General features: G+C 75.9%; 13 protein-coding genes. 5 read left to right on the forward strand and 8 right to left on the reverse strand.

The features are described from left to right. The first annotated feature begins 32 nt into the window (after nt 1-32). Nucleotides 33-1,433 (forward strand): bifunctional transcriptional activator/DNA repair enzyme AdaA, encoded by a 1,401-nt coding sequence (locus tag E4U91_RS27460; RefSeq protein WP_168218166.1) that lies wholly within the window; start codon nt 33-35, stop codon nt 1,431-1,433. Further along, nucleotides 1,433-1,933: a methylated-DNA--[protein]-cysteine S-methyltransferase gene (locus tag E4U91_RS27465; protein ID WP_137309312.1), complete on the forward strand. Its 501-nt coding sequence runs from the start codon at nt 1,433-1,435 to the stop codon at nt 1,931-1,933. Before E4U91_RS27460 ends, E4U91_RS27465 begins: the two co-directional genes overlap by 1 nt. Nucleotides 1,934-1,994: 61 nt before the next feature. Here the strand turns inward: E4U91_RS27465 and E4U91_RS27470 are convergent, their stop codons facing one another. The 6 genes from E4U91_RS27470 to E4U91_RS27495 all read right to left on the reverse strand — a co-directional run bounded on the left by E4U91_RS27470 (nt 1,995) and on the right by E4U91_RS27495 (nt 5,794). Next, nucleotides 1,995-2,390 (reverse strand): nuclear transport factor 2 family protein, encoded by a 396-nt coding sequence (locus E4U91_RS27470; protein WP_137309313.1) that lies wholly within the window; start codon nt 2,388-2,390, stop codon nt 1,995-1,997. Between the two features lie 169 nt (nt 2,391-2,559). Beyond that, nucleotides 2,560-3,216 (reverse strand): hypothetical protein, encoded by a 657-nt coding sequence (locus tag E4U91_RS27475; RefSeq protein WP_137309314.1) that lies wholly within the window; start codon nt 3,214-3,216, stop codon nt 2,560-2,562. A gap of 65 nt (nt 3,217-3,281) precedes the next feature. Next, on the reverse strand, nt 3,282-3,542 hold the full coding sequence (locus E4U91_RS27480) for a hypothetical protein (RefSeq protein ID WP_137309315.1): 261 nt from the start codon (nt 3,540-3,542) through the stop codon (nt 3,282-3,284). A gap of 170 nt (nt 3,543-3,712) precedes the next feature. Further along, a complete protein-coding gene (locus tag E4U91_RS27485; RefSeq protein ID WP_137309316.1) occupies nt 3,713-4,087 on the reverse strand; it encodes a PPOX class F420-dependent oxidoreductase in 375 nt (124 codons plus the stop codon). 114 nt (nt 4,088-4,201) lie between these two features. Continuing rightward, on the reverse strand, nt 4,202-4,684 hold the full coding sequence (locus E4U91_RS27490; RefSeq protein ID WP_137309317.1) for a DUF456 domain-containing protein: 483 nt from the start codon (nt 4,682-4,684) through the stop codon (nt 4,202-4,204). 123 nt (nt 4,685-4,807) lie between these two features. After that, on the reverse strand, nt 4,808-5,794 hold the full coding sequence (locus E4U91_RS27495; RefSeq protein ID WP_137309318.1) for a TrmB family transcriptional regulator: 987 nt from the start codon (nt 5,792-5,794) through the stop codon (nt 4,808-4,810). A gap of 1,211 nt (nt 5,795-7,005) precedes the next feature. On the opposite strand from E4U91_RS27495, the gene E4U91_RS39095 reads away from it, so the two are divergent. The 3 genes from E4U91_RS39095 (at nt 7,006) to E4U91_RS27515 (ending at nt 11,290) form a co-directional block, all read left to right on the forward strand. Next, complete coding sequence (locus E4U91_RS39095; RefSeq protein WP_241678898.1) at nt 7,006-8,715, forward strand: protein phosphatase 2C domain-containing protein; 1,710 nt, start codon at nt 7,006-7,008, stop codon at nt 8,713-8,715. 57 nt (nt 8,716-8,772) lie between these two features. Then, nucleotides 8,773-10,515, forward strand: coding sequence for a pyruvate dehydrogenase (locus E4U91_RS27510; protein WP_137309319.1), 1,743 nt, complete (start codon nt 8,773-8,775; stop codon nt 10,513-10,515). A 298-nt stretch (nt 10,516-10,813) separates the two neighbouring features. Beyond that, nucleotides 10,814-11,290, forward strand: coding sequence for an ATP-binding protein (locus E4U91_RS27515; protein WP_137311016.1), 477 nt, complete (start codon nt 10,814-10,816; stop codon nt 11,288-11,290). A 102-nt stretch (nt 11,291-11,392) separates the two neighbouring features. Here the strand turns inward: E4U91_RS27515 and E4U91_RS27520 are convergent, their stop codons facing one another. Then, nucleotides 11,393-12,430 (reverse strand): DUF2637 domain-containing protein, encoded by a 1,038-nt coding sequence (locus E4U91_RS27520; RefSeq protein WP_137309320.1) that lies wholly within the window; start codon nt 12,428-12,430, stop codon nt 11,393-11,395. A 315-nt stretch (nt 12,431-12,745) separates the two neighbouring features. Continuing rightward, on the reverse strand, nt 12,746-13,621 hold the full coding sequence (locus tag E4U91_RS27525) for a (2Fe-2S)-binding protein (protein WP_137311017.1): 876 nt from the start codon (nt 13,619-13,621) through the stop codon (nt 12,746-12,748). Nucleotides 13,622-13,666: the final 45 nt, after the last annotated feature.

Consider the following 13,666-nt stretch of genomic DNA (forward strand, 5'->3'; position numbering starts at 1 on the left):
AGGAGGTCCGCGAGCGGCGAAGACTGGGTCCCGTGACGGATGACGAGGACACCAGGTACGAGGCCGTACGCAGCAGGGACGCCCGCTTCGACGGGGAGTTCTTCTTCGCGGTCACCACGACCGGGATCTACTGCCGGCCGAGCTGCCCCGCCGTGACGCCCAAGCGGCGCAACGTGCGGTTCTTCGCCACGGCCGCCGCCGCGCAGGCCTCGGGGTTCCGGGCCTGCCGGCGGTGCCGGCCGGACGCGGTGCCCGGCTCCGCGGACTGGAACGTCCGCGCCGACGTCGTCGGCCGCGCCATGCGCCTCATCGGCGACGGCGTGGTCGACCGCGAGGGCGTCGCCGGGCTCGCCGACCGGCTCGGGTACAGCGCCCGGCAGGTGCAGCGGCAGCTGACCGCCGAACTCGGCGCCGGACCCGTCGCCCTGGCCCGGGCGCAGCGCGCGCACACCGCGCGCGTGCTGCTGCAGACCACACCCCTGCCGGTCACCGAGATCGCGTTCGCGTCCGGGTTCGCGAGCGTGCGCCAGTTCAACGACACGGTGCGCGCGGTCTACGCGGCCACACCGACCGCGCTGCGGGCGGCCGCCCCGCGGGCCGACCGGCCCTCCCGGCGCACCGCGCCGCCGACCGCCGGAATACCGCTGCGGCTCGCCCACCGCGGGCCGTACCACGCGCGGTCCGTGTTCGACCTGCTGGAGCGGGAGGCCGTCGCCGGGGTCGAGGAGGTCGCGGGAGCGCCGGGCGCCCGCACCTACCGGCGGACGCTGCGGCTGCCGTACGGCATCGGCATCGTCGCCGTCGACGAGCGCACCGAGGGCGTCTCCGGGGCCGCCACGCACCCGGGTGGCTGGCTGCAGGCCCGGCTGCACCTCACCGACCCGCGCGACCTGACCACCGCGGTGCAGCGGCTGCGGCGGCTGTTCGACCTGGACGCCGACCCCTACGCCGTCGACGAGCGCCTCGGCGCCGACACCCGGCTCGGCCCACTGGTCGCCGCCCGGCCAGGACTGCGCGCCCCCGGCGCCGCCGACGCGGAGGAGTACGCCGTCCGCGCCCTGGTCGGACGGGACGCGGCCGCCCGTCTGGTGCGGACGTGCGGCAAGGCGCTCGACGCGCCCTGCGGCACCCTCACCCACCTCTTCCCCGAACCCGCCGTCCTGGCGGGCGCCGCACCGCGCGGCCCGCTGGGCGCCCTGACCGCCGCGCTCGCCGACGGCCACCTGCGGCTCGACGCGGGCACCGACCGGGACGACGCCGAACGCACCCTGCTGGCCCTGCCCGGACTCGACGCCGGCACGGTCGCCGCGATCCGCGCGCGGGCCCTCGGCGACCCCGACGTCGCGCCGCCCGGCGCGGACGTCCCCGACACCTGGCGCCCCTGGCGCACCTACGCCCTGCACCACCTGCGCGCCGAGACAATGGAGCCGTGATGACCGACCCGACCTACGCCACCCACGTGCCGAGCCCGCTCGGGCCGCTCCTGCTGACCGCCGGACCCGACGGCGCGCTGACCTCGCTGTCCGTGCCCGGGCAGAAGAACGGGCGCGAGATGCGCGCCGACTGGCGCGAGGACACCGGCCCGTTCCGGGAGGCCGCCGAGCAGCTGGCCGCCTACTTCGCCGGCGAGCTGAAGGAGTTCCGGCTGCCGCTGCGCGCCGAGGGCACCGCCTTCCGGGAGCGCGTGTGGGCCGCCCTGGACGACGTGCCGTACGGGGCGACCACCTCCTACGGCGAGATCGCGGCGCGGATCGGGGCGCCCCGGGCCGCCGTCCGCGCCGTCGGCGGGGCGATCGGCGCCAACCCGCTGCTCGTCCTGCGGCCCTGCCACCGGGTGATCGGCGCCGACGGCTCCCTGACCGGCTACGCGGGCGGCCTGGAGCGCAAGGTCCGGCTGCTCACCCTGGAGGGCTGCCTTCCCGGGACCCCCTAGACGGCGTCCCGCCGATCACCTGCCGAGCCGGACGTCCGGGCCGGCCCGGACGGGGTGCCGGTCACGCCACTTCGTCCCCATGACGGTGGGCGACCCGCCACCACCCGTCCTCGCGGCGGTAGACCTGCGTCGCCCGGAGCGTGTAGCTCGTGGGCCTGCCCCGGACGGACACCGAGGTGTGCTCGAAGCCGGCCGTCCAGGCCACAGCGCCCAGCACGTCGCACGCGCGCAGTTCGAACGCGTACGACGTGCAGTCGGAGAAGCCCTCCGCGAGCCGGGTGAAGAGCGCGTCGACCTCGCGCAGCCCGAAGGCGTTGCGCCAGGCACCGAGCACGCTCACCGGCTCCCTGCGGGACCACAGTGCCCTGCGCGGCTCGGCGTCGCCGTTGTGGAGGGCCAGCTCCGCTGCGTACAGGTCGGATCCGACCCAGGCCAGGAAGTCGTCGCGCTCGCTCATGGCAGCCATCGAAACGCCGTTCCGGCACGAGCGCCTCCCGGCCCGGCAGGCGGGTGAGCTGCGAGCGGACCGCAGCGCGCCCCGGCAGCGTCGGGCCGCCCCGCTCCGCCTGCCCTCGGCCGCATCGACCGGCGCTCCCCGGCCGGGGAGCGCCGCGGGCAGCCCGGGGTCAGCCGCCGCCCGAGCCGGCCGAGGCCGAACCGCCGGAGGTCCAACCGGAGTTGGGCTGCGGCCGGCGGCGCGTGCTGCGCTCGGTGCGCAGTTCCACCTCGGCCCCCGCTGGACCCAGCAGGTCCTCCAGTGCGTCGGTGAGCCGCTGCGGGTCGCCGCCGAACGGGAGCGGGTCGAGCCGCTCCCGGCCGCCCCGCAGGACGAGTTCCAGCACGAGCGTGGAGACGGCCGGCTTGTGGTCCCCCTCGTACGGCTCCACCACCTCGTGCGCCAGCCGCACCTCGCGCAGGGTGTCGACGGGCAGCCAGTCGTCGGGCCCGGCGGCCCGGACCAACCGCAGGGACGCGGGCACCCCGGCCGGCGCGAACTCCACCCGCAGGATGCGCCGGGCCCGGACGTGGGCCACCGCCGGCCAGCCGAGCAGGTACTCCAGCCCGGCGATCAGCCCCACCACCACGCAGATGGTCGACGCCCGCGCCCCGGCCAGCCCCATCCAGAAGGCGACGACCAGGGTCGGCACGACCAGGGCGAGCGGAGTGAGCAGCGCCGGCCCCGCCGAGGTCAGCGCGATCCGCACCGGCCCCGTCGGCGAGCCGCCGTGCAGGACCAGGTCCGTCGAGTCGGGGCCTCGGCTGAGGAAGGGATCGGTGGCCATGCACCCAGCGTAGGACCGGTCCGCAAGAGCGCCTCCGGCCAGGAGGCCACGGTCGTCGTACCCCCTCAGACGGTGGTCCGGCGGCGAACGGCGAGGACCCGCATCGTCAGGGCGACGGCCAGCAGTACCCAGGCGACGGCGCAGTAGGCCCACGCGGTCGTTCCCCGGACCGCGCCGACGGAGGCCCAGACCGCCCACAGCGCCACCAGTACCGTCAGCGCGGACCAGGCGATGTCGGCGATGCGGGTGGGAAGTTGGGCACGCTGCCTGGTGCCGGGTTCGAGTGTGCCGAGTCCGTGCTGCTCCGGCGCGTCGTGACGCGACATGGACGGTTCCTCCCGCGTGGTGAGGGTGTGTACTCCCGTAGGCGTTCCGGATACCCGGCGGGGGATGCGACACACCGTCAACGACCGTGTCACACGCGGAAGATGGTGCTCCGCGGCGCGACGGGAGCGTCCTGCTCGTGCGCTTGCCCGCCCCGTCGGCCGGACGGGCGCTACGCCTCGTCCTCCAGGCCCCAGCTGTGGATGCGGTGCGGGTGGATGCGGATCAGCTCCTCGCTGAGGTGGGCGCCCAGGTCGTGCGGGCCGACCAGCAGTTCGGCCTCGCCGCGGATGTCCACGCCGCGCACCTTCCAGGGGCGCAGGGACACGATGTCGTCGACGACCAGGGCGATCCTGGGGTTCTCGCGCAGGTTGCGCCACTTCTTGGTGCTGCCCATCGCGTAGCCGCCGATCAGGATGGTGCCGTCGTCCTGGAGCCGGTAGCCGACGGGGTTCGCCTGCGGCTGCCCGTGCGGGTCGACCGTGGCCATCCGGCCCAGTCGCTGCGACGCCAGGTACGCCCGCTCGGCCTCACTGAATGCGGTCATGCCGCAAGCCAAACACGGCAGCCGGACGGCGCGCATCGGAACCTCGCCCTACGCCCCCGGGCCTACGCCCAGCAAGCCCCGGCCGGCCGCGGCCGCCTCCGGGCGGGCACGCGGTCAGCCCGACAGCACCGCGCCCAGCCAGGCGCCCGCGATGAGCAGACAGGTGAACAGCTCCACCAGGACGCCCGTGCCGCCGGAGCGCATCACCGTGCGCAGCGCGGCGCGGGCCTCGCCGTGCCGGCCGAGGCGCAGGCGCTCGCACAGGTAGATCCCGCCCAGGAAGCCGGGCACGGCGCCCAGCACGGGCAGCAGCACGAAGCCGAGGAGCGCGCCGACCCCGGCGAAGACCGCCATCCGGCCCGTGGCGCCGGCCGCCTGGAGCCGGCGCGGGGGCAGCGACCAGCGCACCACCTGGGAGACGAACAGCACGAGCGTGGCCCCCACCAGCACGCCCCAGGACACCGGCCGGGGGTCCTCCATCGCCCACCACAGCACCGCGGCCCACACCAGCCACGACCCCGGCACGCCCGGCAGCGGCACTCCGCACAGGCCCAGCAGGACCACCAGGCCGACCAGCAGGAGTTCCCACGCTCCCATCCGTCCAGCCTGCCCGAGGCCGGGCGGACCCGCAGATCAGGGACGGGCGGGCGCCGGGGGAGGGGCGTGACCGCCCGGGTCCGGGCCGGGGAGGCGCTCAGCGGTCGCGGGCCGAGGAGGCGCTCAGCGGTCGCGGGCCACCCAGCCCCGCTCGTGCGCGTGCCAGCCCAGCTGGAGCCGGGTGGTCGCCCCGGTCAGCTCCATCAGCCGCTTCACCCGGCGCTGCACGGTGCGCAGCCCGACGTCCAGCTGCTTGGCCACGCTCGCGTCGGTCAGCCCGGCCAGCAGCAGGGACAGCACCTCCAGGTCGACGGCGTCCGGGCCGTCCGGCGCCTGCTCGGCGACCCGGCCGTCCCCGCCCAGGCGCAGCGGCAGGGCCTGGCGCCACACCGACTCGAACAGGGCCGCCAGCAGCTCCAGCAGCCCCCCGGCGTGCACCACCAGCGCTCCCGGTTCGGCCGACCGGCCGGTCAGCGGCACCAGCGCCGACGCGCGGTCGGCGACGACCAGCTTGGTCGGCACCCGCTCCACCACCCGGACCTCCTCCTCGCGGCCCAGCGCGGCCGTCAGCTCGGTGACGCCGTCCGGCTGGTCCAGCACCGACCGCTCGATCACCACCCGGTAGCGCACCCCACGCTCGGCGGCGCGCTCCTCGGCGTCGTTCTGCCCGGCGGTGACCGCGACCGGAGTGCCGGTGACCAGCGCGCACACCTCCTCGGCCGCCCCGAGCTGGAGCTGCAGGAAGCGCTGGGTGACCGCCGCCGCGCCGGTCACCACCTCGACCAGGTCGTGCACCGACGGCTCGGCCGCCGCCGCCCGGTACTCCTCGGCGAGCAGCGCGGCCGCCAGCTCCGCCCGCTCCAGCTCGTGCCGCTGCTGGGTGAGCAGCGCGCCCAGCGCGACGCCCGGGGGAGCGGCGACCCAGCGGCCCGGCCGGCCCGGCGACTGCGCGGCCAGGCCCTGCCGCTCCAGGTGCCGCAGCGCCCGCTCGGTGGCCTGTTCGCCGAGCGTCAGCCGGCGCGCCAGGGCCGGCACGTCGGCGGCGCCCACGGACACCAGCGCCCGGTACGCCGCCTCGTGCGTCTCGTCGAGCCCTATCGCTCCCAGCATCCGGGACGTCCCTCCTGCCCTCGTCCAACCTTCGCCGGGCCCCGTGCGAGCAGCCCGGCTGCTGCCCGCCACCCGTCGTCGTGGCGGGAAACGGTCATGGCGTGAACCCGCCGCCGCACATCATCGCCGCAGACCCGCTCCCTCTGCCAAGGTGTGGGCTTCGGCGCCGACGACATGATCTCCGTCGCAGCGGACGGTCAGGGGAGCCCGCCGCCCGGCCCACGGCCGTGACGGCCCTGGTCTCCCGGTCGGCCCGAACGGTGGCCCGGGCCCGGCACGCGCGGGGGCGCACAGGGAGCCGGGCCGGGTCACCCGGCGCGCCGGGCGGTTCTCCCGTGGGGGGTGGAACCGCCCGGCGTGGCGTACGGCAATTTCCCGATGCCCCGTTTCCGACCGGCCCGTGCGGTCACAATTGCGGCATGAGCCAGCAGGGGGGAAGGCCCACCGGTCCCGACGACGACTGGTGGGGCCAGCTGTACGACGACGCCACCGCGGACACCGGCCCCACGGCCGCCGCCGACTCGCTGGACGACCGGTTCGCCTCCGCGGTGGGCACGGTGAACGCGACCCCCGGCAGACGCCCGCCCCACGAGCAGCCGGACCCGGACCCGTGGAGCCCCTGGGACTCCCACGACACGGTGCCGCCCCCGGCGACCCCCGCGGAGGACCGGCGGGACGCCAGCCCCGGAGACGGGAGTCGGCGCGGAGCGGTCCCGCGGGACGCGGTCGCGGGGGACGCGGGCGCGGGGGACGCGGGCCGGGACGGCGGGACCCGCCGGGACGGGGTGCCGCAAGACCCCGGCCGGTACGGCGGGGTCCCGTGGGACGGGGTTCCGCGTGACGCGGGCCGGGACGGCGGGGTCCCCCGGGACGCGGCACCGGAAGACGCGGGCCGGTACGGCGGGGTCCCGTGGGACGCGGCGCCGGGAGGCGCCGTTCCGCCCCTGGACGTGCCCGCGCAGCGACGGGCCGAGTCCGGGTCCGAGCCCGGGTCGGCTCCGGGCTCCGAGCCGGGGTCGGGGCCTGAGCCAAGGTCGGGTCCCGGTGCCGGGACCTTCCCGGCCGGACCGCTCCCGCCCGGCTTCACCGAGCGTCCGGCCCCACGGGCGGATGCCCCGCGACCCGACCGTCCCGCCGCGCCGGAGGCGCCCCAGCAGCCCACCGGCGCCACCGCCTGGACCACGGGAACCGCCAAGGCCCCGGAACCCGAACTGCCCCCGCCGGCCCCGCCCGCCGAATCGCCGACGCCTCCGTTCGGACCGGCCGACACGCCTGCTCCACCGCCGGCCCCGCCCGCCGATGCGCAGGCGCCTCCGTCCGGCCTGTCCGAGGTTCCGCCCGCTCCACCGGCGGCCCCCCCGGTCCCGCCCGCCGAATCGCCGACGCCTCCGTTCGGACCGGCCGATACGCCTGCTCCACCGCCGGCCCCGCCCGCCGATGCGCAGGCGCCTCCGTCCGGCCTGTCCGAGGTTCCGCCCGCTCCACCGGCGGCCCCCCCGGTCCCGCCCGCCGAAGCGCCGACGCCTCCGTTCGGACCGGCCGATACGCCTGCTCCACCGCCGGCCCCGCCCGCCGATGCGCAGGCGCCTCCGTCCGGCCTGTCCGAGGTTCCGCCCGCTCCACCGGCGGCCCCGCCGGTCCCGCCCGCCGAAGCGCCGGCGTCTCCGCCCGGACCGGCCGAGGCCCAGCCCGCTGCGCCCGCCCCGCCCGCCGAATCGCCGACACCCCCGTCCGGCCCGGCCGATACGCCGCCCGCTCCGTCGACGGCCCCACCGGCCCCCGCCTTCCCACCGGCCCCCACGACCTCGCCCGCGCCGCCGCCACCGCCCACCGCGCCCACGGACGCGGACCCCGCCACCCCCGCGACCCCTCCCCACCCGCCGGCCCCCGCCCCGGGCCTCGCCCCGGGGGCCATCCCCGCCGCCCGTACCGCTCCCGACTCGCTGCCGCCCCCGGCCCTGCCGATCGTGCCGCCGCCCGGACGGGACCACGTCGGGGTGCGGCCGCCGACCTACGAGGCCGAGCCCACCGCGCTCCCGCCCGCCGACCCCGACGACCTGGCGGACCTGGTGCCGGACACCGTGCTGGACGGCGCCCGGTACGGGGCCTGCACGCTGCGCGCGGCCTCGCTGCGCGGGGACTCGGCGCGCTACCGGGGCGAGCCGCGCCGGGACGCGCTGCTCACCGCCCGGTTCGGCGCGGGCGAGCAGGCACTGGTGCTGGTCGCGATGGCGACCGGGGCCCGGGCCACGCCCGGCGCGCACCGGGCGGCCGCCGAGCTGTGCCGGTGGATCGGGCGGGCCGTGGGCCGCAGCCACGTCCGGCTCGTCGAGGACATCCGGGCGGCCCGGCGCGGCGAGCTGAAGTCGGGCCTGCACCGTCTGACCGACCGCAGCCTCGGCCGGCTGCGCGCCGAGGCGGCCGAACTGGGCCTGGACCCACGGGAGTACGCGGCGGACCTGCGCTGTCTGCTGCTGCCCGCCGACCCCGAGTGCCGCACGCGCGTGTTCTTCGGCGTGGGCGCCGGAGGGCTGTTCCGGCTGCGGGGCGGGCAGTGGCGGGACATCGAACCGGCGGCGGGCGAGGTCACCGGCGAGCCCGTCGTCGGGTTCGGCTCGCCCCCGGCCGGGAGGCCCGCGGGCGACCCGCTCACCGTGGACCTCGGTGCCACGGCCCCGCCCGGTCCGCCCCGCGCGCCCTTCCGCTTCCGGGCCTCGGTAGCCCGTCCGGGTGACACGCTGCTGATGTGCACCGCGGGCCTCGCCGACCCGCTGCACGGTGAGCCCGAGCTGTCCGCGCACCTCGCCGCGCGCTGGGCAGCGCCGGAACCCCCCGGCCTCGCCGCCTACCTCGCCGACGTCCAGGTGAGGGTCAAGGGATACGCCGACGACCGTACGGCGGCCGCCGTCTGGGAGGCGTGAACCGCACTCCAGCGGTCATGGTGGTCCTGGGACCCCAGACCGAAGGGCACGTGGACCATGGCCAAGCAGAACGTCGCCGAACAGTTCGTCGACATCCTCACCCGCGCCGGAGTCAAACACCTGTACGGCGTCGTCGGCGACAGCCTCAACCCGGTGGTCGACGCGGTCCGCCGCCACCGGGGCATCGACTGGATCCACGTCCGCCACGAGGAGACCGCCGCGTTCGCGGCCGGCGCCGAGGCGCAGATCACCGGGCGGCTGGCGGCCTGCGCGGGCTCCTGCGGGCCCGGCAACCTGCACCTGATCAACGGCCTGTACGACGCGCACCGCTCCATGGCGCCGGTGCTGGCGCTCGCCTCGCACATCCCCTCCAGCGAGATCGGTCTCGGCTACTTCCAGGAGACCCACCCCGACCAGCTGTTCCGCGAGTGCAGCCACTACAGCGAGATGATCTCCAACCCGCAGCAGATGCCGAGGCTGCTGCAGACCGCCATCCAGCACGCCGTCGGCCGCGGCGGCGTCAGCGTGGTCACCCTGCCCGGCGACATCGCCGACGAGCCCGCCCCGGAACGGGCCGCCGAGACGGCGCTCGTCACCGCCCGGCCCACCGTGCGCCCCGGCGACGCCGAGCTGGACGCGCTCGTGGAGCTGATCGACGGGGCCCGCAAGGTCACCCTGTTCTGCGGCAGCGGCACCGCCGGTGCGCACGCGGAGGTCATGCAGTTCGCCGAGCGGATCAAGTCCCCGGTCGGCCACGCCCTGCGCGGCAAGGAGTACATCCAGTACGACAACCCCTTCGACGTCGGCATGAGCGGTCTGCTCGGCTACGGCGCCGCCTACGAGGCCACCCACGAGTGCGACCTGCTGATCCTGCTCGGCACCGACTTCCCGTACAACGCCTTCCTGCCCGACGACGTGAAGATCGCCCAGGTCGACGTGCGGCCCGAACACCTCGGCCGCCGCTCCAAACTGGACCTCGCGGTGTGGGGCGACGTGAAGGAGACCCTGCGCTGCCTGATCCCGCGCGTGCGGGAGAAGACCGACCGCCGCTTCCTCGACCGCATGCTGAAGAAGCACGCGGACGCCCTGGAGGGCGTGGTGAAGGCGTACACGCGCAAGGTCGACAAGCACGTGCCCCTGCACCCGGAGTACGTGGCGTCCGTGCTGGACGACCTCGCCGACCACGACGCGGTGTTCACGGTCGACACCGGCATGTGCAACGTGTGGGCCGCCCGCTACATCTCGCCCAACGGCCGTCGCCGCATCATCGGTTCCTTCTCCCACGGCTCGATGGCCAACGCGCTGCCGATGGCGATCGGCGCCCAGTTCGCCGCGCCGGGCCGGCAGGTCGTGGCGATGTCGGGCGACGGCGGCTTCTCCATGCTGATGGGCGACTTCCTGACCCTCGTCCAGTACGACCTGCCCGTGAAGATCGTGCTGTTCAACAACTCCTCGCTCGGCATGGTGGAGTTGGAGATGCTGGTCGCCGGGCTGCCCTCGCACGGCACCGCCAACAAGAACCCCGACTTCGCGGCGGTGGCACAGGCCTGCGGGGCCTACGGCGTGCGCGTCGAGAAGCCCAAGGACCTGGCCGGGGCGCTGAAGTCGGCGTTCAAGCACAAGGGTCCGGCCCTGGTCGACGTGGTGACCGACCCCAACGCCCTGTCCATCCCGCCGAAGATCAAGGCGGAGATGGTGACCGGGTTCGCCCTGTCCGCCTCGAAGATCGTGCTGGACGGCGGTGTGGGCCGCATGCTCCAGCTGGCCCGTTCCAACCTCCGCAACGTGCCGCGCCCCTGACTCCCGGCGATGCATTCCGGCCAACTTCGCCGTCCCGGAGACGCCCGCGCCCCTCGCGTACCACGCCGACGACCGGCCCCACCCGGGTCCCGTGACCACGTCGGGACGCCGCGCGCGCGGCCGGTCACGCCCGAACGGGCGGCCCGGCGCCTCCGGTCGGCGGCACCCGGTGCCCGGATCGTGGCCGAACACCCGGGTGTCGCGCGGACCGGATGACTGGCCCCCGTCCGGTCGGGCAAGGATCCCCGTGAACGTGTTCGAGCTGAGGGGAACCGACATCGGCGCACGGGCGGGGGTCATGAAGAGGCAGGCACGAGGCAGCGGTTCCACGGCGATCGCGGACACGCCGACGGCACGGGCGGGGGAGGAGGACGAGGGGACGGAGTGTCCCTCGCACCGGTTGCGGCGCAAGCTCGGCAGGGCGGACCTGCGGGCCGTGCCCGAGGCGCGGCGCGCCCTGCGGGAGCTCCTGCGCCCCTGGGGCGGACCGGAGCGGTCGGCGATCGCGGAACTGCTCACCAGCGAACTGGTCACCAACGCACTTGTCCACACCGACGACGACGCGGTCCTCACCGCCACCGTCGAACCGGACCGACTGCGCGTCGAGGTACGGGACTTCGTGGCCCGCAGGCCGAGCCCACGGGTGCCGGTCGCCGACGACCACACGAACGGCAGGGGCCTGATGCTGGTGCAGTCCCTCGCCGACGCGTGGGGCGTCCACGCGCACGGTGTCGGCAAGGCCGTCTGGTTCGAACTGGGCGCGCAGGCCGCCTGACGCCGGTCCATTGGCGCCACGTACGGCAACGGGACGGGGCGCGGCCCTGTCGGCCGCGCCCCGTCCCGTCATGTGTCGTGCCCCGTCACCGTTCCTCCGGGGTCAGCCGAACTGCTGCTCCAGGTCCTTGAGCTTGCGCTCCAGGGAGTCCAGCCGCGGCAGGGCCATTGTGTCGTCCTCCGCGGTGAGGTCGACGGTGATCGGGTCGGAGCCCTTGCGGACCGGCTGGAGCGAGGGACGGGCGCGCACGGGCAGCTGTTCCGCCGATATGGCAGGCTCCGCGGGGACCCGCTCCGCACCCCGCTCCACGGCCGGGATCTCCACCTGGCGCCCGCCGCGGCCCGGCAGACCGCGGTGGCCGCGGCTCAGCGCCTTCAGCTGGGCCCGCTCCATGCGCTGCTGCTCCCGGCGGCGCATCCGGGACTGCTCCTTCTCCCGCTTGTCCTCGCGCACCTCGTCCACGGCCTCGTCCAGCGTGCGCACGTTCTCCAGCAGCATCAGCGACCAGGCCTTGTAGGTCTCGCGCGGGGCGCGCAGCCAGCGGACCACGCGGATCTGCGGCAGCGGACGCGGCACCAGGCCCTGCTCGCGCAGGGCGGCCCGGCGGGTCTGCTTCAGCGCGCGGTCGAAGAGCACCGCCGCGGACAGGGACATGCCCGCGAAGAAGTGCGGCGCGCCGTCGTGGCCGAGGCCCCGGGGCGCGTGCACCCAGTTGAACCAGGCCGCGGCGCCCGCGAACGTCCACACGAGTATGCGCGAGCCCAGGGCCGCGTCACCGTGGCTGGCCTCCCGCACCGCGAGGACCGAGCAGAACATGGCCGCCCCGTCCAGACCGAAGGGGACGAGGTACTGCCAGCCGCCCGTCAGGCCCAGGTTCTGCTCGCCGAACCCGACCAGGCCCTTGAAGGACAGCGCGGCCGCGACCGCGGCGCAGCAGAAGAGCAGGGCGTAGGAGGCGGTGCCGTAGATGGCCTCCTTGCGCCGGCGGCGCTCCTCGAGGCGCTCCCACGAGTCGTCCGCGCTCGCGTCCTTCCCCGCGGGGTTCTTGCCGCGCCTGAGCACCGCCACCGCCGCCAGCATGCCCAGGAGCAACACGGCGCCCGGAAGCAGCCAGTTCAGCGATATGTCGGTCAATCTCATCTGGGGTCCCTTGCATTGGGATAGGGCGTAACGCCCGCCATGGTGGCCCAATCCCACCGGCCCTCAGGGGGTTTCGGGGCAAGAGGCCGCCAAGGAGGTGCAAGGGGCTGCCCAGGGCGACGTTCTGCTCGAACTGCCGCTTGAGGGGCGGGAGTTGAGTTCGAATAAGACTACCCGTACGGGTGGTGCGACGGAAAGTTCCTGCGGCACGTGAGGAAAGTGTGCCCTTCCCGTGACCGAGCGGGAGTCCCGTGCGCCGATGATCTTACGGGACCCGGGGCGGTGCTCAGGCCCGAGGGTGCCCCTGATGCCGGGTCAACTCGCGGCGGGCGCGGCGAGCTTGCTGATCCGGTCGGCGTCGCAGGTGCGCGGGCAGGTGGCGCAGGTGTCCTCGGGGCGCACGGTGTAGAACATGCAGCAGCTGGCCCGGTCGCGGGTGGGCAGCGCCTCCCCGTCGGGGCCGGTCAGCTCCCGGAAGGCGGCCGAGCCGACGTAGGGCCGGGTGGCGCCCGGCAGCAGCAGCTCCAGCTCCCGGCGGGCCCGCTCCTGCTCGCCGTCGCCGAACAGGTGGGCGACGTACCACAGCCCCTCGACGACCTCGTCGGTCACCATGCCCCACAGGGCCCGCCCACGGCGCCGCATCCGCGGGCCGAAGCCGGCGAGCAACGGCTCGTGGTGCTCGGCGACCGCCGCGCGCACCTCGGCCCGCAGCGCCTCCTCGTCCGGCACCACCCGGGCGCCCGGCAGCGCCGCCGCCGGGTCGCCGGGCAGACAGGCGAAGGAGTCCGGCTCCCGGACCGCCAGCCGCATGTCGCCGGCCGTCCGGTCGTACGACACGTGCGTCACCGGCAGCCGGGGCACCCGGCGGTGCAGGAACCACGGCACGGTGATCAGCAGGCACACCGGCCAGGCGTAACGGTGCAGCGCGAAGCTCGCGACCACGTCCGGGCGGGCCCGGGTGCCGTAGTCGCGCAGCACCTGGGCGTCGTCCCAGGCGAGGAAGGCGTCCAGCGCGGCCCCGCCCCCGGCCAGCGCCTCGGCCCCGACCCAGCCGCCGCCCCGGGGAGCGGGCTCGCCGGCGGCCAGCTCGGTGACGGTCAGGGTGGGGAACGCCCCGCTGAGGCGGGCGTAGGCGTCCGCGGTGACCGAGCGGGCCCGGGCCGGGGCCGGGGCGGGCGGGGACAGGGGCATGCGGACCGCCGATCTCTCCGTGATCAAAGGTAAGCCTAACCTTAG

Source organism: Streptomyces lasalocidi (genome assembly GCF_005280215.1).
In the GTDB taxonomy this organism is placed as follows: domain Bacteria; phylum Actinomycetota; class Actinomycetes; order Streptomycetales; family Streptomycetaceae; genus Streptomyces; species Streptomyces longwoodensis.

Coding starts and splice junctions, on each gene's coding strand:
- E4U91_RS27525 (WP_137311017.1), bottom strand. CDS start 13,621: ATGCCCCTGTCCCCGCCCGCCCCGGCCCCGGCCCGGGCCCGCTCGGTC.
- E4U91_RS27470 (WP_137309313.1), bottom strand. CDS start 2,390: ATGAGCGAGCGCGACGACTTCCTGGCCTGGGTCGGATCCGACCTGTAC.
- E4U91_RS27510 (WP_137309319.1), top strand. CDS start 8,773: ATGGCCAAGCAGAACGTCGCCGAACAGTTCGTCGACATCCTCACCCGC.
- E4U91_RS27480 (WP_137309315.1), bottom strand. CDS start 3,542: ATGTCGCGTCACGACGCGCCGGAGCAGCACGGACTCGGCACACTCGAA.
- E4U91_RS27520 (WP_137309320.1), bottom strand. CDS start 12,430: ATGAGATTGACCGACATATCGCTGAACTGGCTGCTTCCGGGCGCCGTG.
- E4U91_RS27490 (WP_137309317.1), bottom strand. CDS start 4,684: ATGGGAGCGTGGGAACTCCTGCTGGTCGGCCTGGTGGTCCTGCTGGGC.
- E4U91_RS27485 (WP_137309316.1), bottom strand. CDS start 4,087: ATGACCGCATTCAGTGAGGCCGAGCGGGCGTACCTGGCGTCGCAGCGA.
- E4U91_RS27515 (WP_137311016.1), top strand. CDS start 10,814: ATGAAGAGGCAGGCACGAGGCAGCGGTTCCACGGCGATCGCGGACACG.
- E4U91_RS27495 (WP_137309318.1), bottom strand. CDS start 5,794: ATGCTGGGAGCGATAGGGCTCGACGAGACGCACGAGGCGGCGTACCGG.
- E4U91_RS27465 (WP_137309312.1), top strand. CDS start 1,433: ATGACCGACCCGACCTACGCCACCCACGTGCCGAGCCCGCTCGGGCCG.
- E4U91_RS27475 (WP_137309314.1), bottom strand. CDS start 3,216: ATGGCCACCGATCCCTTCCTCAGCCGAGGCCCCGACTCGACGGACCTG.